A 19,851-nucleotide genomic window follows, 5' to 3' on the forward strand; every position below is an offset into this window, starting at 1 on the left:
GTGATATAGGAATGGCCGCAAGCGGATCGTGCGAACGTGGCGATCTCTCGGGTGATATTGCCCGGCGTCGGACCCACCCCTTGTTGACGCTGCGCTCGAGCAGCTCTTCGCGAGTACGCCCCGCCAGGCCCCGGATGGGACGACCAAGGCGATGCGGGAGGTGAGGGTAGTCCTTGCCGGCAGCACACAGTTGCGCTAGATGTCGACTGAGTCCCGCTGAGTAGCATCATCGCCTGTTATGGCGGGATGCAGCATCGTTGGAGGTACACGATGGTCATGCGGCGAGGTAGTAGGGTGGCAGGTTCACCTCAGCGCCAGGGCGGAGAGCAGGCCACACCTACAGTGTGACATACCCGGATGAATACTGCTGGGCCGTACGGGCACTGAGGGCACGACAGAGGAATGCGCTGTAGGAGGATCGGAAGCAAGTGGTCGACGACGATTTGGAAAGAGTCAAACCGCTTGGCACAGGCCAGGAACCGGCTACTCTGTCGGAGTGCCTACGATTTCTACGGAGAACGTCGCTTGTTCCAGAAAAGGTGCGCCACCTCTCTCCTCGTGGCTCCGAACGAGGGCTGACCCTGAAGCAGATGGGTGCCCTATTGGACTCCTCCGCGGCCACTGTCGAAAAATGGGAGAACGGGTCTCGTATCCCTTCGGACACCTTTATCGTTCAGTTGGTCAAAGAGCTGAATGTTAAGTGGTATTTCGCCTTGATGCTGCGGGCATTTGTCAATCCGGAGTTCAACCTAGTTTCCTCTGGCGAGTATCGCGACCCCACCCCTGACGACCTTGATTATCTTGAAAGTTTCAAGGGACCCGCATGCTATCAGAATATCCTCTACGACATCTTCGCGACCAATAGCGAATGGGATCGTGTCGTCCCCGCGGTCAGGGTTGCGCCGCCCGGCTCGGAGCGCCCAACCAACATCATCACTGTGATGATGGACGATCCTGCGTGCGAGGCTATCAGGGGAAGGAAGGACCGTATCAGCGCGATGCTCTTCGCGATCCGTATCATGCGTCCCTTCATCGATCCCACTCGATTCGCGGAAGCCTATGAGCAATGGCAGCAATTCCCGGAATTCTCTTCACTCTGGTCGCAAGATCCACCGCAGGACGTGATCGATGACAACTCAATAGCAATTGAAGATCCCGAAACCGGCCAATGCACAGTGTATAGCACCAGACAAACCTTCTCTCAGTTCCCGCCAGCCCCATCCTCTGTCATCTATTCGCTGTACCTTCGGAGTCCGGTCACCGATCGTTGAGCTGCGCAATCCAAGACTGCTTCGTCCTTCTGAGGTTGTGGGGGCTTTCATGATGGTCTATCCGCTGTGGGTGGCGACCGCGTGCTTGGTTGTCTGTGGCGTTGTGTCGGGATCGTTCGATTCGCTCGCTGCCGCTAATTGCCTCCCGAAAGAGCGGAGCGCAGTTGAGAAGCATGTGGGCGGGCCGCATGGTTGATGAATTCATCCAAAACCAGCGCGGGCCAAACTTTCTGAACCGGTTACCATAGGACTGCGCGCCATCCTTCAGCGGTATGCCATCACCAGATCCTCTTCCCAGTGTCCGGCGACAGCGCGATCGGCGACCGCGGCGGGCCGGTCGGTGATCATCACCATCGACGCGATGACCTGCTTTTCGACTCGGCGATCCGGCGCCAGGAGGCACGCCCGACGCGCGTCGTGCCACCCCGGCGCAACACACTGGCCAACACCACCGTCAACCGGTCCCGCTGCACATACAGGGCCTCATACCGCTGTTCATGCGACACCCGCATAGTGTCGTCGCCGGGGAAGTCCACCACCAACAACAACCGGCGGCTGATCTGCCGCGGCGACCACTTCTGCGCCAACCCCGCGTTCACCCGCGCCAGCAACCACGTATCCACTTCTACCCGACGCAGTTTCGGTCGAGGTCGACACATCACTGCCCGCCGATCCGACTCCACCGCTCGATAGCCGGCGCGGCCACCACCCGCGGCGACCTCCCGGTTCACCACCGAGTCATGCCGATCCAGCGACCACGCGATCTCCCGCCCGCTCTCACCGACCGCCCACCGCCGAGAGATCTTCTCCTGACCCACCCAACACAACACCTGACCACGACACTCGAACCGGAATCCTCCCAGCCGACCGACTCATGGCGCACCGACTCCTGACACCGCCCGTTTGTGGCGCGGTCAGTATTCCAGGCTGGGGGCGGCCGATGGTTGCTGCTGCTGCTGACGATCCGTTTGTTCGGAGACAGCGGCGGTCTGTGAGGTGGACTGGATCGATTTCGTCAACCCAGCAGCGTCGATCGCATCGCCGATACTGCTGCCGGATACTTGTTCCCGGATCGTCGCGAGAATCGTGTTGAGGTCGCGATGAATGGTTGGGTCCAATGGCTTCTCTGTGGCTGACGGGTTGGAGCGTGGAACGGTGATGCGGCGAAATACTCCGAGGAGATCTCGGTGATCCGTTGGCTTCTGACCGTGCGATTTATGCGATAGAGACCACACGGCTGCGGTGTTCCATTCGTGGGTTGTGACCTGCGTGTAGTCCAGTTCGTATCGGGCTGATGCAATCTGGCGGTCCAGGAATATTTTTTCACTGCGTCCATTGCCTTCCCGGAACGGATGGGCATAGTTGAGCAGCATGTGCGCGCGGGCGGCGCGGTCGATGAACCCATTCAAATCCAGTGCGGACCAATCTATCTGGGATATTTCACCGGTTGTATCCGCGAGGATTTGTTCGAGCCCAGACGGGGCGGCGAATTCCAGTCCAGACTTGAACAGTCGGACAGTGCGATACTCTCCTGCCCACGGGTAGACATTGGAGAACAAATGGAGATGGATTGCGCGCCATTCCTCAGCAGTGCCAGTGGTGGGGATATCGGCACGTCCTTGCCTGATTTCCGTTTCCCGTAGCAGGGTTTCGCGGTATTCGCGACGCTTGAGCTGGTCGGGGTCTTTGAGTCCATACCGGTTGCGCAGAACGGTGTCGTGTGGTGCGGGCCATAGGTAGGGATCTCGCCACTGCGGTGGTTCAGACATCAGCGCCGCGCGATATCGCCTCGTGTTGCCCACTCTGCCGACCGCTGGTTGTACTCCTCGGATGTGATTTCTCCTGTTGCGGCAGCGATTAGATCGGCCACCGTCTCACGGTCGGGTTCGATTCCGACCTCTTGAGCGTGATTGCCCAGGGTTCGTGCGATCACTCGGCGGGTGTGCTCATCGAGTGGCTCGAAAAGATCCCAGTACCGTTGTAGCCAGTCGATGTTGGGTTCTGTCATGGGGACTACCTCCTGCGGGATCGAAACAGTTGTCATCGATTGTGCCGACTCCTCGCGCTCGTGGGCGGGATGCGGGTGCGCGCCGTGCGCCAACGGCTGGCGTGCGTAGCGGAGATCACATGTGGCATACGAGCGCGGCCGGCTGGCGGCGGTATCGAGGCCGTTGCCCGTGCCGGCTCGGTTGCGTCTGGTCTTGGTGGCGTTGTGCGCGTGGCGATCTGGTGTGGCGTTGGCTTGCGCGGTCGGCGGGGATCAGTGCATCTGGCTTCCGGGGCGAGTGCCTCGGCCGTCTGTTGTCCAGTGTCGCCACTGCGACGACTGTCACGTCACTCGGGCCGGTGGGGTGGCGACTACGGGAGCCTGTTGTCGTGACGACGAAAGAGCAATTCGGGGTCGGCTCATCGTTGTATTTCACAATTTAGCCACCCGCGCTGGGTGGGTTTCAACCTATTCCGTGACAGCGGTCATATTGCGGTGCGCCATTTGGGGTCAGTGCATACAAATTGGGTGCCTTACGGGCGTTGACAGGGTTGCGCTGCTGCCGAATACTCCTAGTCAGTCCTGCTCTTCGGGGTGGGATCGACGCCATCCGGGCGGTAGCAGACCGGAATGGATGGTGAGCCAATTGTCCGGGAGGTGGGGGAGGAGTACGCCCGTTTTTGTTCACGCATGTGTTCTGTGCGGGTAGCACGATTTCTCTGTTGTGCCTGGAATCGGCAGCGAAGGGTACGCCTTGATGAGGTGTTCCCTGGTTTGTTCTGGGCTGTCTGCCGGATTCTGAGGCGCGAGATCCGTGTCTCAGTTAGGAAAGGATTGATTCGTCCATGGACATTCTGGGTCTGGTGTATACAGTCTCCAGCATCATAAACAACGGTTTGTCGGCCGTGGTGAACGGGCTGCAGCTCATTCAGTCGGTCGGGATTTTCTGACCAGTTCGGGCCCAGCGCACTTTGGTCCGATTCGGCGAGTACTCACAGATTTCTGGATTCAACGGGGAGTCCGGGATCTGTGAGTATTCGGTCCGATGACGATGGATTGCAGTGTGGGCCGTCTCGTGCGAAAGATACTCATCGAGGGAGGGGAATTCTTTGTCCTGCGTCAGTGACTCACCCGCTGCTGATCCGCATCGCAAATTCTGTCGCGCTATCGGCGGCATCTGGGATAAGGGCAGGCGTGTGAGGAAGTACGAACGTCGGAGTGCCCGCTCGAGGGCCGGGGCGTGGGGGGCTGCGGCAGTGACAACCGCTGCTGTGTTGGTCAACGGTGCTGGCGCTGGCGCGGCTGAGACGGGTCCGGTTCCGCTACCGGGATGCCCATCGCTGTTGGTGCTGGGGGTTCAGGGTACATCGGAGTCGTCGCTGACTGCGCCGACACAACACGATAGCGGGATGCTCGGCACGATGTTCGCGCCGATGCTTGCCAACGGCACCGATATCGACCGCATCTATATTCCCTATCCGGCGTCGTTCGGCGGCGCCATTGGCACGGGAGCGGGCACTGATCCATTTACCGTCTCGATGACACACGCGAGGTCGCGGCTGGATGCTACTGCCGCGCAGGTGGTGCAGCAGTGCCCGAATACACAGATCGCGGCCGCGGGCTACTCGTCCGGCTCTGCGGTGGTCTCGGAATGGGCTCAAGACGTCGGTGCCGGAAAGGGTCCGGTGGCTCCGGATCGGGTTGCGGGCGTGGCGTTGCTGAGCGATCCGACACGACCGCCTGGTGGAGAGCCGCTCCCGGGACGGCCGCGACAGTTCTCGCCGAGTGCGCCACCCGGCACTGATGGCGCGAGAACCTCTGAGATTCGACTGGCTCCGGTTCCAGTCAGTGGCGGGATCGCCTCGGATGGAACTGATTTCGGGGCCTTGGCTGGGCGGGTGGGTGAGTTTTGCTCGCCAGGTGATCTTGCCTGTGATGCGCCCGGTCGTGCGTCAGCGCTGCGCGTGGCGTCGGGTATCGCGGCACAGGCAGATTTGCGCAATCCACTCGCGGCGATCCCGAGTTTGACGCAGATCTCAGGGCAAACTGTCGCTGAGGCCAGCAACACCATTGTCCTATCTGACGTGACCGTCTCGCCTAGTGGGCAGGTGGACTACCGTCCGGCCGAAACGGTGTCGCAGCGGTTGGCGGATGCCGCTGATCCGCGCACACCTGCGCCGTCGCCGCAGCAGATGCAGGCCGCCGCGGACAAGACCGAGCAGATCGCCGCCGCGATCGCGGCGGATCCGTTAGGACACCTTCCGCGGTTGGCCGGTCAGGTCGGCGCGGCGCTAAGCGCGGAGGTAGCCGCCAACGCGGACTTGCTGAATCCGGCCACTGTGCTGCACTACGCCACTGTCCCTGCTGCACACACCAGCTATGGGGCCACTGGTCAGACTGGTAGAGCAGCCGATTGGTTCGCCGCGATGTCGCAGGACTTGGCCGCCAGGAACGCTCGATGAGTCATCTGCCGGCTGTGCGCACCCTGCGTGCACCATCAGGTCGCTGCACAGCAGCCAGCGCAGCGTGTGCAGGTGGGTTCATCGCACGGTCGTCGGGTGCACCGGCGGCGGGAGATCTCAGTGACGTCGACGCGGCGGCGCACCACCTGGTGTGGACATGGTGCGGCCGCAGCGCCAACTGCCGCAAGGCTCGTAGCCCAGGCACAACAGGTGGACAGGCCAACACGGATCCGACAACTGCGGCGACAACAGTGGACCTGGTCGCACAGGTGGGGGAGAGCGTTACGCCGACCTCGCTGCTCTCTGCACTGGACGGGCGCCGCAGGGCGCGGTTCCTGATGATCGCTTCCGCAGTCGGTGCCGCAACACCGACGTATGGGTCGTGGTGTGGGCGACCACACCACCGCGTCCGTAAGGGCGTACGGGCTGGTTCGACCGCAAAGGCTGTGCCATCGCCCTATCGACCAGCGCACGCCTCGGGTGGGCGTGCAGAGGGCTGGCTGACAACTCATGACACAGCAGAGTCTCGGGCGCGCGGACCGGCGGAGTGTGGGCCGCATCTTGGGCGTCATCATCACCGAATTGCACGGAGACATAGTGAACTACAGCGAACAACCGGATCGTATGCGTTCGGCACTGGGTTGGTTGGAGCGATACGGGCTGTCTACAAGTGGCCTTCACGCCGCGGATCGCTCCGAGGCCGAGAATGCGCTCGCGGGCATCGAGCGGCGCGACGCTGCTTCGGGCTTCGAGCTGCTGCGCCGCATCGTTCGAGCGGCCGCGATCGCCAGCATCAGCGAGGCCGAGTTCGTGCGCAGGCTGCGCACGCCAGGTGTCATGCTGCAACCACTGACCAATATGGCCGGCTCGATGATCGTGGGGTATCGGCTGCGCGATCCGCGCATAGCTCCGTTGGGTCCGGAAATATTCGACGGCGATCTGGGTCTGGACTGTCGGCTCGATGAGCTACGTCTGGAATGGGATCACAGTGAACAGGCGCACCTGGAGGCCACGGCGGAGTGGCGCCAGACACGGGTGGTCAGCGACTTGCAGCGACGCGAATCGGTGCTGCTGACGTCTCCGGTGATGTGGCGGCGAGCGTTGGTCGACGCCACGCAATTCACGGACTGGCTGTGGCAGGTGGATGCGTTTGATCACCAGGCCTGGCGGTGGGCGGCCACCCGGCTGGCGGGAGTGCTGTCGATTTGGTCGCTGCGTGTGGAGGGAACCTCCGTCGGCCCGATCGCCAGCGCATCGCACGAGCTCGCTCGCGGTGGACTGCAGCCCGGTAGCCGCCGCCGACCATTTGGCGAGGGTCAGGGACCGAGCTTGTCGCATACGGCATATGTGCTGGCTCAGCAAGCCGCCACTGCGGGCGACCCGGTGTGCGAGTCGTTGCTGTTGACGAAACTCAACTCGGCGATGGTGAGTATCGCCAAAGCCCACCGGCGCCGTGGCGAATTGCCGGTCGCGATGAAGCTGATGGGAACAGTGCTGACTGCCCTACGCGAGGTGGAGCGTGAATTGCGTATGCAGACCCAGTTGCTGGAACGGGAGAAACCGACCGACACCTGAGCGATGGTCTCACCTCCCGCGGCCGCTACTGCCGCCAGCCCCGTACGTCGTGGGTCAGCGCGGGCAGTGGCGCGGTGGGGCAGAAACCGGAATGTGCAATGAGCTGTAGAACAGGGGATTTGACCGTTGAGCGTGGATCGGAAATGCGATGGCCGGTAGCGGGTATCGTCGGGGGCTTTGCCGCTGTGATTGCGGTGTCGGCGACGGTGTGGGCGACCTCGACGCCGCTGGAGTCCGAGTCGGCAGGTCAGTCGTCGGGGTTGAGCGGCTTCGTCACTCAGTGCGTAGGTCTGTCGCCATGATGGAGGTGGCCCGTTGATCGCAGACATCGCGTTTCTCGTCGGGTTCGCAGTGGTGACGGTGGCGCTCAACTCTGCGATCGCGATGGCCGCACCGCCACCGAAATCGATTGGCTGGCCATTCGAAGCGCAGGATCTTTTCGATGGTGAGTCCTTCGACATCGATGAGCAGACCGGGGTGCGGTCGTGATGGCGACTTCGGCGCTGATGTATTCAGCGGTGATAGCGGCCACGATTGTCGCGAACGTCGCGATTGCTGTGTGCGGGCATCGCCCGCGGTGCGCGAACAGCGAGTGCCGCGACTGCGTGCGCACTGGTCGAGGAGGACCTCGGTGATCGCGCCCGCGGCTTACGCCGCGCCGGCGGCGGGGTCGCGTGCGGGGACAGATGCCCCGGCGTGGGTGCTGGTGGAATCGTTGGCCGACGCCGCGCCGCGATGGGTGCTTGCTGAGGGGACACGTCCACGACGCTTCACACGGCTCTCGCGCACCCGGATCGCTGGAAGTGCCACGGTGTCCAGGCAGTTGCCGGCATTGCTCGAGCGGGTCATCACCAGTGGGCAGCGGCAGGTGTTGGCGGTGTCTCGCCCCTCTGGTGGAGGGATGCGTGTGGTTGCCGTACCGGTGTTGGGGCCGGATCAGACCGTGTGTGCTGTGCATGTGTGGTCAGGTCCGCCGCAGAGCGCGGTGCCCGCGTTGCCCGAGGTCGGTGTGTGGGCCTGGGTCGCGGCCGATGGTGGGTTCGTAGGCACCACATGCAAGCTGGAGCATTTGCTCGATAGTGGTGCGGATGCCGCGACCACGCGCGCTCTGCCGGATTTGATGCGGCACTTCGAGCGGATCGAGGATCAGCCCGGATTGTTGGGGCTGTTCGCCGAGACCACCGCAGAGCCACGCCTGTGGTCTGGTACTGCGGTAACGGCGGGAGTCAGCAGTGGAAGGCGCCGACATGTGTCCATCGCAGCCTGTGGCAGCGGCCGTGGCCGCGAGCGAACAGTACGCGCGGTTGTCCACGATATCGGCGCCAGCTGCCCGGTTCCTGCTCCGGCGTTGGCGACCCGGTTGATCCAGGCGGTGCCGATCCCGCCGGATCACGCGGTCGGACTTGTGGATCTGCGAACTGGGCTTGTGCATGAATGGATTTCCCAGGGCAGTCCACCGCTGAACCGGTGGCTACGCGACGTACCGGTCGTGCATCCACGGGATGTGGCGGGTTTGGCCTGTGTCCGAAAACGGTTGCTCAGCGGGGACGACACCGCGCACAGCCAGTGGCGGATGCGCTGGGGCGTGGCGGATTGGTTTTCCGTGCACGCCCGCTGGAGCGTACTCACCCGCGGTGAGGCTCCCCAGGCGATGCTCGATGTGCGGCTGGGAGTTCGACATGCGTGCCAGCGAAACGTTCCGGGCGAGCAGAGCCGATTGGAGGCCGTATGAGCCTCGATCATCTCCCCGCTGGGTTGGGTGTCGCTGGAGTAGGCCTGTGGTCGGCTGCCAGGCAGCCAGTGACGCACCGGACGGCAACGCCGCCAAAATGTGGGCCACAGACCCGACATCCCTGGCCACTGATCGCGGTGACGAAAGGTCCGCCTAGCGCGGAGCGGCTGGTTTGTGCACGGATTCAGGCGCGGCGGACCAGGCTGGCGGCGGATGGTCGGCGGTCGCGGTTGACAACGGTATCGACCACCCTTTTCGAGGCTACGCCGCCAGCAGCGGTGTCCTCAGTGTCTGTGATGGCGGTGCAGCCGGTCGGTCTGCTGTCGAGTGTCGTCGAGGGACAGCGGACTGGTCGGCAGACAGATCACACGTTGTGTAGGGCGGGTGCGGTGCGCGGTCAGCATCCTCCTTGACCGGCGGCGTGATCCCTCGGCGCGGCAACGGTGCCCGTCGTGTGGGAGTTCGGGGGTAATTCGCGGCGGGTGGATCGTCGCGCAACTCAACTATCAGAACGCAGGCTGGAGCGGGTATCGGACAGCTGATGCAGTGAGGCAGCAGCTCTATGGATTCACAATCGATGAAGGTCGCAGTCGTCGGGGCAGGCTTCGGTGGCCTGGCAGCGGGCCTCGCGCTCCAGCGCGAGGGACTATCAGATTTCTTGATCTTCGAGGAGGCCGCCGAGGTCGGCGGCGTGTGGCGCGAAAACACCTATCCCGGGTGCAACTGTGATGTTCCCGCCCACCTGTATTCGCTGGCTGAGGCGCCCTATCAGGGGGATGTTCGCTACCCGGGCCAACGTGAAACTCTCGACTATCTGCGTACCGTGGCCCGCGAGCACGGCTTGATGAAGCATTTGCGGTTCAACACTGCTATCGCCCAAGCCGATTTCGATGACAAGGACGCAACCTGGACGCTGGTCACCGCGGATGGGCACACGATCTACGCCGAGATCGTCATATTCGCTGCGGGGATGCTTCATCGCCGCTATCTGCCCGACATCCCTGGCCGCGACACGTTCACCGGATCGTGGTTCCACTCAGCGCAATGGGACCATCGCCGTGACTTCACCGGCAGGCGCGTCGCGGTCATCGGAACAGGCGCCAGCGCCGCCCAGGTGATCCCCGAGCTCGCCGCGACGGCTGCGCATGTCGAGGTCTTTCAGCGGACACCGACCTGGGTACTGCCCAAACCGCGTGCCCAGTTCAGCCGCCCAACTCGCTGGGCGTTGCACCGAATCCCGCTGGCACACAGAATCTATCGGGCAGCACTGTACTACGCAGCGGATCTCGTGTTGGCCCCCGTGATGACCAACGGCTGGTCAGCTCGTCCGGCCGAATGGTTTGCCCGAGCCTATCTGCGCGTGCAGGTTCGCAATTCCCGGCTGCGCGCCGCGCTGACCCCACGCCATCGGATCGGCGCCAAACGGATCGTGTTGTCGAAGAGCTACTATCGTGCCCTCGGCCGCGACAACGTTTCGGTGACGACCACTGCAATCGGTCGTGTCACCGAGAGCGGAATCCAAACTGTCGACGGTGCCGTTCACTCGGCGGACACCATCATCTACGCGACCGGGTTCCGCGCGACGGAGTTCTTGGCCCCGATGGTCGTCACCGGCCGCGGCGGCCGAGTACTGCACCACTATTGGGATGAAGGGGGCGCGACGTTTCTGGGCCTGGCGGTGCCAGGATTCCCCAACGCCTTCATTATGGCTGGACCCAACACGTTCAACCCCGCCGGGTCCAACGTTGATATGAAGCAGAACCAGCTGCGATACATAATGGCCGCGATCCGGTTGCGCGAGCAGTCCGGTGCGGCTGCGATCGAGGTCAGCGACCGATCCGTGGGGGACTACGACCAGTGGCTGCGGGAGGCGATTTCGCGCACAGTGTGGCCAGAGGGGGGATCGAGCTGGTACAAGACGGACTCTGGTCGGGTGACCAACCCGTGGCCGTCGACCGCCCGAACCTACGCGCGAATGACCCGACGCGACCCGGCGCTGGATTTCCAACCGATGTCGTTGAATCACCCGCCGCAGCACCCGATTGAGCCCGAGACCGGGCCGCCATCAGTGCCCGCGGCGCACCCTGCGGCGTCGTAGGCGAGTCGGGTGATGTTCGCCCCAGCTGAAGGCATGCCGCGCACTGATGCATTCCGTCCCACTGGGCGGCGGACTGCACTTCGATCGCTCGAGAATTGAGGACATTGTTGTGACCACATCCACCACCCATAACGGCCCCGCATACCGGCGCGCTGTCCACGCCAGCACGGCTCACCGTCCCGCGGGCGTCGCTGCGGGGCACGGCAGGCGCGGTGTTGGCCTTCCCGAACAGCGGCGAGTGCGGGAGGTGATTGTCGGCCTGGATGACAGGCCTGTTGCCGACCGCGGCTATCACCAGGAGGCGCACCACGGATACGTGCTGCTGCGGAGCCTTGTCGCGCAGCTGGGCGGTTCGGCCCGTGCAATTGCTCGTGACATGCAGATGTTGTCGGCGATCTATGACAATGCAGCGATATTCGCGCCACGATTGTTACCACCGCTGTCGCATTTCAATCTCGCCGTCGCGAGTATCGAAAGGCTCGGCAACGGCAGTGACTACCAGCGTCAATGTCTGGATGAGCTCGATGATGCCCGCGCCGTCGGGGTGCTTGCTGCCACTGAACTCGGCCACGGCAACGATCTGCTCAACCTCGGCACCCGCGCGGTATGGGATCGGGGTGGGCGGGTGTTTCGGTTGCACACTCCCAGTGCCGATGCGGTCAAGTTCTGGCCGAACATCGCTGACCCGGATGTACCCAAGACCGTCGTCGTGATCGCGCGGTTGATCATCGATGGCAACGACGAGGGTGTGTGGCCATTTGTCGTGAGACTGCGCACCACACATGGTTTGGCCGAGGGTGTTTCGGTCGTTGCACTGCCGAAAAATCTTTTGGGACCGCCTATGGACCATGCGGTGTTCCGCTTCGACAATGCCGCGGTCCCAGCCGATAGTCTGTTGTGTGGTCAGTTGGCGCGATTCGACGTCGACAGCGGCGTATTCCACTGCGACCTTGGGCGCCATGACCGTTTCCATGCCGCGATCGGGTCACTGCAAACGGGGCGCGCACTGTTCGCTGGGGCAGCCGCCGCGTGTGGGCGGGCCGGGTGGGCGATCACAGTCCGCTATGCCACTCAGCGATACATCATCGCGCATAAGACACGCCGCCTGATCGATGATGACGCGACCCAACGCACTTTGATTTCGGCCCTAGCGCGACTGTATGCGGCCACCGCGTTGGCTGGTCTTGCCCGCAGACGACTGGCCGAGGAGCATCCGTCGGGCCCGGCGTTGGCGATGCTGGCCAAACCAGAGGCATCTGATACCGCATACCGCGTCTTGGACGATTGCCTGCAGCTGTGCGCAGCACAGGGATTGTCGTGCATGAATCATCTCGGTGACTACATCCTCAGGGTCAACGGAATCCGCATTGCCGAAGGCAGCAACCGCGCGATCAGGGTCGCGTCCGGTCGCACCCCCGAACTCGCCGCCACCGGCCACATTCCCGCTCACGCAGACATCTCCCACCTCACGGTCCTCGACGACACGGATCTGCCATGGTGGCAGTTGATGTTGCACGAACGCGAGCAGGCGCTGGTCGCCGCTGCGAGAACCGGCGAGCCCCGCGCAGTCGGTGAGTGCGGACCCAGTTCCACTGCGAACGACATCGCGGTCGCTGTGGCCGAACGAGTGGCCGCTGACGCCTTGTCCGAATGGGCACAAACCAGCGACGACCCTGCCGCTCGCTCGTTGTTGACCGAGCTCACTGCTGTGTATTGCCTTGAACGTCTGACAGCGCACTACGACTGGTATGCGGTCAACGGTCGGCTTTCTGCCCTACGTGCTACCCAGATCGGTCGCCAGCTCAGCACTCGCTATAGCGCGCTTGCCCCCCAGTTGAGCACGACGCTGTTGGATTTCGTCGATATTCCCCGCCTGCCGGCGTTCATCGACCAGCCTGACCTCGCCGCGGCGTGGGCGCAGCAGTTGTGCTGGCCAGCAGAGACGAGCTAGCTGTGTCCCCTGGTGGGGTTGGTTCCATGCCTGGGAGCCGGGCGGGCTATCGATCTTATGGTGTTAGTGCTGCCAAACCACCTGATCGCGCTAGGAAGCCCGGTACGGCGGAAGGGTTTCGGTGCAGGGTGCGGTGTCTGTGGGAGTGGCTTCGAGTCGGATGAAAGGCCGCGCCTGTGGTGTTCGAACGCGTGCGGCGGGCACGTCGCCGGCGGCAGCGACAGCACCACAGGCGGGGGTGGGCGGACATCAGTCCGCCCGCATCTGCCTCCGGGAGGCGGTCTGGCCGATTGCTGCGGGCAGCTCCAGGTGTCGAGGAGGAAGGCCGCGGGCAGTTGTCGGCGGATGGGTCAAGTTCTCGCCATCAGTCCTCGCTGTCGCGTGCCAGCTGTGGATCGGTCCACCTGTCCTCGTACGGCTCGATAGCCAGCGGCCCGCATGTGCGGTAGAGGGGCCGTGTTCGGTCGTGTCCCGCAGCAGGACCGCCGCTACACCACAGGCGGTGTGGAGGCGGCGCGTCGCGGGCTTGTGAGTTGACTGGTGCAGAACTTGTACGGTAGAGCCATCTTCGACCGTATCGCATGTGCGGGAGAGCCCACGTGGTCGGTTCATGCCGCGAGCTCACATGGTGCAAGGCTGGATGGATGGTGGCACAGATTTGGCGGATCAGTGATGCCCATGCGGGTGAGATGCGCAGCGCTCGAGGACGACCGGTGTAGGAATCGGTACTGGCTGGCTCGTTGTGGCGGGTGTTAGCGGATTCTGGCGCTGTCTCCTCGGGGGAAGAAAGACAGCGCCAGATGAGAACTCGCTCGGGTATCGGCCGGGTTTTCCCGACGCATTGTGAGTTCTCAGTTCCTCGCCAAGCAGAGAATCTCCTGCCGATTCTCAAAGTAGCCGATGTGGCCGGTATTCTGTCAAGGCCAGGGGGGCACCCAGTTGGGGTGCATTTGGTGCATGATTTTCAGTTGAGAGTGCTCGAAATGCACCCAGTCTGGGTGTATTTCGGTTGAATACGTGGAATTGATCGGCGCGCTCATCAGTTCCGGTGATCGAGGCCTCTGTCGGATTCTTCGAGTTGTGGGCATGGCGATCGCTGGCATGCGTTGAAAGGTGTCGGCGGCGAGGTAGCTGTAGGCGCCGTTGCGACACATGCCTGGCTTATACTGCCAACAGCGTTGCGGTTGAACGCTTGCCGGCCTACAGTACAAGTGCGCCCGATAGTGACGGGTTTCCTGGTCTCTCGCTGGTGGCGGAGTCAGATGCGGCGTCGTTGGATTCTTGGCGTATGCCATTGAAGGTCGGCGACATTCCGAATCGAGTGAACATCGCGTACGTGATGGGTGATCGCATCCTGTGGATGGGGGCATATCCTCGGCGACTGTTGTCAGGTCACCGATCGAGGCATGACCCACGACATGGTCGCAGGGGCCCATCGGATCAGGAGTTTCCAATAATGAGCGAGGGTATTCGGCATCGTTTCCACCGTGTTGCGTTGCTCGGTATGTTGGCAATTCTCATTTCCGCAGCACTGGCGGGAACCTGCGCTGCGGCTGTCGGGGATGATCAGCGACTTGGGATGCAGCCCACGGGTACAGTCACTGGGGAATTGTCTGCCGATTCGGTATCAACGCCGGTGAATGAGACGTTTCGGGTCAAGACAACAGGTGTGCCTATTGTTCCCGCGCCGATGCCTGACCCCACGCCAGGTATCGGCCGAACTCTGGCCGCTGCTGCAGAATCGATGATCAAGAGGTTGATCGGGGTCGTCTCCGGATTGCTGCCACCGTCACCGCTGGGTACCGGCAGCGGGTAGCGATAGTGGTTGCAGGCCCTCTCCGACAGCAGTGTGGTGAAGCATCGTGGGTTGTGTTGGCCGCCACCAACATCACGTGCGGTCGTCACAGCGGACTTTGGGATCTTGCGGCCGACGATCTTTCTGACAGTGGCGAATCCGAGCTGTTTGTCGCGGGATTGCGGATTTGAGGAATTATGACTATTCGACAGAAGCCGATGCTGGCGGTTGCTGCGACTGTGGCGGTTGCGGCGCTGGCGGCGGGACCGGCTCATGCTGATCAACCTGGACTGGAGTCACCAGGACAAGCGCAGCCGGGGTTGAGCACACCACCGCCACCGCCACCGTCACCGGCCGAAGACCAAACTCAGAAACCGGACGACATCCCAACTGTTGTCGATCTGGTGCCGAAGCCTGCCCGCCCGCGCCCGCGGCAACAGACCCAGCCTGTAATCACCACTCGCACGCCAGATCCTGTGGTCACGACTCCACCGCCTGATCCGGTGGTCACAAACCCTGCGCCCGATCCGGTGGTCACAAACCCTGCGCCCGATCCGGTGATCGACGACGAGCAGCATACGGAGCAGGATCCTGCTCCAGAGGCTGTCCCACCTTCCGTTCCGCCTGCCCGCATGCTGCGGATCGGCACCGAAGCTGTCGTGGTGCCGGACTGGGTCCCACCAGAAGCGCAAGCGGTGGCGCAGGATCTGGCGGACACCGCTGAATGGTGGATCGCCGCTGGGTTCGATGCAGCGGGGCTTCCCGTGGAGCAATCCGATCGCAGGGCGGCCGCAACAATGGTTGGCGGGATCACTGGTTCCTACGTCGGCTCCGGTATCGGGGGGGCAGTGGGCGGCTTGTCAGGCTGCGCGGCGGGAATGGCTGTCGGCGGCGTCGCCGGTGGTGTGATCGGCGGAGCAGCGACAGGCGGGCTCGCGGCCCCGTTGGGGGCATTTGTCGGCGGGGTTGCCGGCTGCATGGGCGGCGCGGTGGTGGTGGGTGTTCCAACACAAGTGCTGGGGGTGGCAGTCGGTGCAGGAGTCGGCGCCGCAGGGGCTGCGGCTTTGGGTTCGACCTCGAATATCGACCCTCCCGATCCAGCTGAACATCCCGACGCGGCCGCACCGCCGGAGCCGGGCGCACCACCCGCGCCCCCTGAGCCAGGCGCAGCACATGTACCACCGGCACCGGTTGAGTCTGCTGAGCCTATCGCTTCCGCGCCACCTGTGATGGCTGAGCCACCGGAGGCGGGGGAGGTGAGTGAGGACAGTGCGCTCACCAGTGATGGATCGGAGGGTTCTGGCGCTGGTGTTGATGAGGCGCCGGCATGACAGGCCTGTGGCGCCGGTCGGTGGTGGCGGTGATCGCTGTCGCGGTAGGTGCGGTGATGGCTGCCACGCAGAACGCTGCCGCGCAACCGACATCGACGCAGGGGTGTCCGGTGTTGTTGGTGATCGGTGTGCAGCCTATTGAACAAGCCTCTGCCGATACAGCGGCTGACACCGACTCAGGGATGCTGGGGCAACTGTTTCGACCGCTATTGACGAAGGCCGGCGGCGGGTCGGTGCAGCGTCTGTATGTACGTGTCGGCTCACCAGCTCGTGCAGCGAATCCTTCTGCGGCGGGGGATGTTCCGTATGACCAGATCATCTCTGCTGGGGTTTCGGAGCTGTCACAGACCGCGCGGGAGTTCCTTTCACGGTGCCCACGCGGTCAGCTTGCGGTCGCGGGAGATGGTCAAGGCGCTCAGGTCGCTGCGCAGTTCGCGCAGCAGGTAGGAGCCGGTAGCAGCACCGTTCCGGCTGATCGAGTTGCTGGGATTGCGGTGTTCGGTGATCCGAGCAGATCCGCGTCGGCGACGTTGTTTCCTGGCCGGCCGGGCAAGACGGTGCCCGACGCGGCGCCAGGGACGCCTGGTGAAAGGGTAGGTCGAATTCAGGCGATGTCGCAGAAGCCGTTGACTGGCCGCGGCATTGGCTCACAGCGCGGCGCAGCCGTGGACTTCGGTGCCCTGGCCGGGCGGGTGGCGAGTTTCTGCATCGCGGGCGATCTGGCGTGTGACGCTCCAGAGCGGGCACCAATCCTTCAAGTTGTCGCCAATATTTCCTCCGCGGCTGATCAGTCGGGTGGGGATCCGCTGCGTGCGTTGGCCTCGGTGACTCAGGCGTTGGCGTTCACCGCTATCAAGACGGCGACGAATGTGGTCAACCACGACATCAAGGGTAATTCGCTGGCCTCGCTGTCGCTGTCGTCTCGCACCTCGTTGTCGGGGCGTGTTGCAGAGGCATCCGACCCCAATACGCCGTTGGATATCGATGCGGTGCTCAAAGCGGTATTGAAGGTCGGCACAATCGCGTTGAACTCGGTGGTTACGGTCGCGAAGTCGGTGATCACGCCGGCCAACATCGCCGAGATCGCCGCAGCAGGGTTGGCGAACCCGGCGGCGGGTATGGCGGTGTTGGGACAGAAACTATTGGGCGCAATCCCGGAACTGATCCCGCCGACGACCGCGTCGCGTCTGGTCAATCAAGCGTTCGAGGCGTTGGTATCGAACGTGGCTGACAACGCGGGTTTGGTCGAGACTGCGGCTGGAGTGAAATACAGCGACGTGATCACCCGGCGTGGCGCCTACACCACCAATCCTGTAGGGGCAGACGGCGCGACACCTGTGCAGTTCACCGCCGATTGGTTTACCGCCATAGTCCACGATCTGGCTGCCGCACACCCTGAGGCCGTTTCGAACGCCTCGGGCAGCTCCTCAGCGCCGTCGACCACAGCCAGCAACAGCCGGCCCAGCGCGATCGTGGCGCCGACGACGAGCCGGACACGCAGCGAGGGCGAGTCTTTCGGGTCATCACCCACGCGTTCACCAACACCGCAATGACCGCTTCAGTGCCGGCTCAGGTACATGCGAAAACGGAGGGAGAGATGTTGTCGAACGACCCCGATGACGCCGGCGACGTCGCTGCCGGTCGGCAAACCTCTCCGTTGGTACCGACCTGGCCCGACTGGAGCGAGGCCCCCGACGATGATGGCCAACCACACGGGGCGGCGGTGACGGGGCCTGATTACACGACCTGGTTTTCCCATTCGGTGGCTCCGACCGAGCGTGCTGAGCCGGTTGAACTACCGGTGACACGGGTAGTTCAACCGGCTCCTGGGCCACGGAGAACACGACGAGGACTGGTTGCGCTGATCGGGCTGATGGTCACGGCTACGGCGGTGGCTTCTGCGATCGTGGTGTGGCCGCGTGATGCTGCGCATGCGCCGCCTCCAGCGGCGGCTGCGGGCAGCAGTGCGGCGGTAGAGGTCACGACGCAGTCCAGCCCCACAGTGACCGACGCGTGGTGTGAGAGCCACGTCAGTGCCGAACGGGTCAGCGGTAACGGTGAAGGATCCATCGCCTCAGCCCAAGATGTCATCTTGGCGCTGGAGTATGCCTACTACACCTATCGCGACGCCACCGCGGTACGGGCACTGTTGGCTCCGGAAGGGCGATTCGGCACGAACGCCGAAATCCAGGCCGGGATCGACGCGGTCCCGACAGACACTGCTCATTGCGTCGAAATCAGCCCTGTCGATGTGGATCGCTGGGCGGTGACCATCACCGAACGATGGCCCGACGACTCGACTGTTGTTCATCATCAATTGATCTCGACCGTCACCCGGGATGCTCGCTCGTTTGTGCTGGCGGTGGAGTCCGCATGAGTGCCGAGACGATGAAAATCCTCACCCGTTCGGTCGGTCTGGGTCCTCGAGGTGGGCGCAAGCGGGTGCGGCCGCGGTCGGCTCGTACGGTTGTCGCGCCACCGCCGGCGCAGCGCGCGGCGGTGTGGGATCGTCCAGTTCCTGTGCCCCACAACGCGATACCTGGTGGAGCGCCACCGTTGGTGTGGCTGCTGGGAGCGCACGGTGGTGCCGGGGCTACCACCTTGCAGCGCTTGCTGGCGCCGGCTGCGGAATGTCACCGCCGTTGGCCCGCGCCGGCCGAACGCGAGTCACCGTATGTGGTTGTGGTGGCCCGCGCAGCCGTGGTCGGGCTGTCGGCTGCGGATGCATTGTTGCGCCAGCATCACGCGGGGCTGGCTGGAGATAGCACCGTCGTGGGTCTGGTCACTGTCGCTGCGCGCCCGGGACGGCTGCCGGCTCAGATCAGGCGCGACCGCGCGCTCTACAGCGGACTGGTCGAGCATGTCTGGCACGTCGACTGGCATGAGGCATGGATGTTGTCTGGCCACGATGCACTGCCGGTGTGGAGCCCGGGTGAGCATTCGCCGGGAGCCAGTCACCACCGCGATGAACTTGCCTCACCACCAGCGGACATCCGCAGCATGGGTCGCGAACTCGTCGATGCGATCACCACCTTGCACTACTCGCACACGTCCGGAGAACGATCATGAATTGGTTACTGGTCGCGACAGAGCATGCCATTGTGCTCGGGGTCGAGGACTTCAAGCCGGAGGCGCCGCCGGGCACCGATCGGCTGCTCACGCTGGTGCGGTGGCTGCAGTGGTTTGTGATGTTGTCGGGAGTGAGCGCAATCATTTTCGCTGGTGGCCGTTTCGCGTGGGAGAAGTGGCACGGCGGAATGCTCGAGTCACCGAAGATGGTCGTCGGCGCGCTGGTCGGCGGCATTGTCGCTACCAGCGCCGGGACCATCATGGACCAGATCATCGGCACCTGAGCGGCGACGATGACGATAACGATGGTGCAGACGACTCTGGCCTACAAGCAGATGCCTGCAGAGGTTACCGACCAGCTGCGGCAGGTGTTCGGGTGGCTGTTGTGGGGCGTGGAAGTCGCGTTGATCGCGCGCCTGATTTGGGTCGGTGGGCGTTTGGGGTGGGAGTTCTTTCGTCCGCCCCCTGGACCCCCGGCAGCGCCTGCGGAGGTAGCGCGAGTGCTGGTGTCGTGGATCTTCGCCACAGTCGCCTGGCCGATCGCTGGATCTCTCCTGATGGATCTTGCCTTGTGATTGCC

General features: G+C 63.4%; 17 protein-coding genes. 14 read left to right on the forward strand and 3 right to left on the reverse strand.

Annotation, left to right across the window (positions count from 1 at the left end):
* The first annotated feature begins 428 nt into the window (after positions 1-428).
* The gene (locus K940_RS0118290; protein WP_155980949.1) at positions 429-1,271 is read left to right on the forward strand and encodes a helix-turn-helix transcriptional regulator; all 843 of its coding nucleotides are present in this window, start codon (positions 429-431) and stop codon (positions 1,269-1,271) included.
* Positions 1,272-1,618: 347 nt separating this feature from the next.
* Here K940_RS0118290 and K940_RS29045 read toward each other — a convergent pair whose 3' ends face one another.
* From K940_RS29045 to K940_RS0118305, 3 genes are all read right to left on the reverse strand, one after another.
* A complete protein-coding gene (locus tag K940_RS29045; protein ID WP_051407332.1) occupies positions 1,619-2,089 on the reverse strand; it encodes a hypothetical protein in 471 nt (156 codons plus the stop codon).
* A gap of 96 nt (positions 2,090-2,185) precedes the next feature.
* Entirely contained in the window at positions 2,186-3,040 is an 855-nt protein-coding gene (locus K940_RS29050) for a Fic family protein (RefSeq protein WP_051407333.1), read from the reverse strand.
* A complete protein-coding gene (locus K940_RS0118305) occupies positions 3,040-3,279 on the reverse strand; it encodes a hypothetical protein (protein ID WP_028478722.1) in 240 nt (79 codons plus the stop codon). Before K940_RS0118305 ends, K940_RS29050 begins: the two co-directional genes overlap by 1 nt.
* Positions 3,280-4,529: 1,250 nt before the next feature.
* Here K940_RS0118305 and K940_RS29055 point away from each other — a divergent pair.
* The 13 genes from K940_RS29055 to K940_RS29090 all read left to right on the forward strand — a co-directional run bounded on the left by K940_RS29055 (position 4,530) and on the right by K940_RS29090 (position 19,846).
* On the forward strand, positions 4,530-5,720 hold the full coding sequence (locus K940_RS29055; RefSeq protein WP_036529184.1) for a cutinase family protein: 1,191 nt from the start codon (positions 4,530-4,532) through the stop codon (positions 5,718-5,720).
* Between the two features lie 510 nt (positions 5,721-6,230).
* A complete protein-coding gene (locus K940_RS30940; RefSeq protein ID WP_028478723.1) occupies positions 6,231-7,295 on the forward strand; it encodes a hypothetical protein in 1,065 nt (354 codons plus the stop codon).
* A gap of 315 nt (positions 7,296-7,610) precedes the next feature.
* Positions 7,611-7,784 carry a hypothetical protein gene (locus tag K940_RS32445; RefSeq protein WP_155980950.1) on the forward strand — a complete coding sequence of 58 codons (174 nt, stop codon included), beginning with the start codon at positions 7,611-7,613 and terminating at the stop codon, positions 7,782-7,784.
* A gap of 142 nt (positions 7,785-7,926) precedes the next feature.
* Positions 7,927-9,027 carry a GAF domain-containing protein gene (locus K940_RS0118330; RefSeq protein ID WP_155980951.1) on the forward strand — a complete coding sequence of 367 codons (1,101 nt, stop codon included), beginning with the start codon at positions 7,927-7,929 and terminating at the stop codon, positions 9,025-9,027.
* 577 nt (positions 9,028-9,604) lie between these two features.
* On the forward strand, positions 9,605-11,125 hold the full coding sequence (locus K940_RS29065; RefSeq protein WP_231390424.1) for an NAD(P)/FAD-dependent oxidoreductase: 1,521 nt from the start codon (positions 9,605-9,607) through the stop codon (positions 11,123-11,125).
* Positions 11,126-11,234: 109 nt separating this feature from the next.
* Positions 11,235-13,076: an acyl-CoA dehydrogenase family protein gene (locus tag K940_RS0118340; RefSeq protein ID WP_196812261.1), complete on the forward strand. Its 1,842-nt coding sequence runs from the start codon at positions 11,235-11,237 to the stop codon at positions 13,074-13,076.
* Positions 13,077-14,766: 1,690 nt separating this feature from the next.
* On the forward strand, positions 14,767-14,892 hold the full coding sequence (locus K940_RS33950; RefSeq protein ID WP_255342607.1) for a hypothetical protein: 126 nt from the start codon (positions 14,767-14,769) through the stop codon (positions 14,890-14,892).
* A 176-nt stretch (positions 14,893-15,068) separates the two neighbouring features.
* Positions 15,069-16,202: a hypothetical protein gene (locus tag K940_RS33100; protein ID WP_196812262.1), complete on the forward strand. Its 1,134-nt coding sequence runs from the start codon at positions 15,069-15,071 to the stop codon at positions 16,200-16,202.
* The gene (locus tag K940_RS29075; protein ID WP_036529174.1) at positions 16,199-17,755 is read left to right on the forward strand and encodes a cutinase family protein; all 1,557 of its coding nucleotides are present in this window, start codon (positions 16,199-16,201) and stop codon (positions 17,753-17,755) included. The genes K940_RS33100 and K940_RS29075 overlap by 4 nt, the downstream gene beginning before the upstream one ends.
* 320 nt (positions 17,756-18,075) lie before the next feature.
* On the forward strand, positions 18,076-18,579 hold the full coding sequence (locus tag K940_RS32450) for a hypothetical protein (RefSeq protein WP_155980952.1): 504 nt from the start codon (positions 18,076-18,078) through the stop codon (positions 18,577-18,579).
* Positions 18,576-19,271: a DUF6668 family protein gene (locus tag K940_RS29085; RefSeq protein WP_231390425.1), complete on the forward strand. Its 696-nt coding sequence runs from the start codon at positions 18,576-18,578 to the stop codon at positions 19,269-19,271. Before K940_RS32450 ends, K940_RS29085 begins: the two co-directional genes overlap by 4 nt.
* Positions 19,268-19,555, forward strand: a complete 288-nt coding sequence (locus tag K940_RS0118370; protein WP_028478729.1) for a hypothetical protein — start codon at positions 19,268-19,270, stop codon at positions 19,553-19,555. The genes K940_RS29085 and K940_RS0118370 overlap by 4 nt, the downstream gene beginning before the upstream one ends.
* Before the next feature lie 21 nt (positions 19,556-19,576).
* Positions 19,577-19,846 carry a hypothetical protein gene (locus K940_RS29090; RefSeq protein ID WP_196812263.1) on the forward strand — a complete coding sequence of 90 codons (270 nt, stop codon included), beginning with the start codon at positions 19,577-19,579 and terminating at the stop codon, positions 19,844-19,846.
* Positions 19,847-19,851 lie beyond the last annotated feature (5 nt).

This window comes from Nocardia sp. CNY236 (assembly GCF_000482385.1).
Lineage (GTDB): Bacteria > Actinomycetota > Actinomycetes > Mycobacteriales > Mycobacteriaceae > Nocardia.